Below are 696 nucleotides of genomic sequence, written 5' to 3'. Positions count from 1 at the left end.
GCATCTGCTAGAACAAGGCCTCGACCGATTAGTATCACTCAGCTCCACATGTCGCCATGCTTCCACCCGTGACCTATCTACCTCATCGTCTCTGAGGGGTCTTTCTTGATTACTCAAAGGGAAATCTCATCTTGGAGGGGGCTTCATGCTTAGATGCTTTCAGCATTTATCCCGTCCGCACGTAGCTACCCAGCGATGCTCCTGGCGGAACAACTGGTACACCAGCGGTGCGTCCATCCCGGTCCTCTCGTACTAAGGACAGCTCTCCTCAAATTTCCTGCGCCCACGACGGATAGGGACCGAACTGTCTCACGACGTTCTGAACCCAGCTCGCGTACCGCTTTAATGGGCGAACAGCCCAACCCTTGGGACCTACTCCAGCCCCAGGATGCGATGAGCCGACATCGAGGTGCCAAACCTCCCCGTCGATGTGGACTCTTGGGGGAGATCAGCCTGTTATCCCCAGGGTAGCTTTTATCCGTTGAGCGATGGCCCTTCCATGCGGAACCACCGGATCACTAAGCCCGACTTTCGTCCCTGCTCGACTTGTAGGTCTCGCAGTCAAGCTCCCTTCTGCCTTTGCGCTCTACGAATGATTTCCAACCATTCTGAGGGAACCTTTGGGCGCCTCCGTTACTGTTTAGGAGGCGACCGCCCCAGTCAAACTACCCGCCTGACACGGTCCTCCAGCCGGAT

The 696-nt window shown here is 56.3% G+C and carries 1 rRNA gene; it reads right to left on the bottom strand.

Annotation, left to right across the window (positions count from 1 at the left end):
• Nucleotides 1–8: 8 nt before the first annotated feature.
• A 23S ribosomal RNA gene (locus tag KNQ18_RS17180) occupies nt 9–696 on the bottom strand; the annotation flags it as partial.

It is taken from the genome of Exiguobacterium sp. s78 (assembly GCF_018618985.1).
Lineage (GTDB): Bacteria > Bacillota > Bacilli > Exiguobacteriales > Exiguobacteriaceae > Exiguobacterium_A > Exiguobacterium_A abrahamii.
The sequence above is the reverse complement of the archived record's forward strand: the minus strand, read 5'-3'. Positions and strand labels throughout refer to the sequence as shown.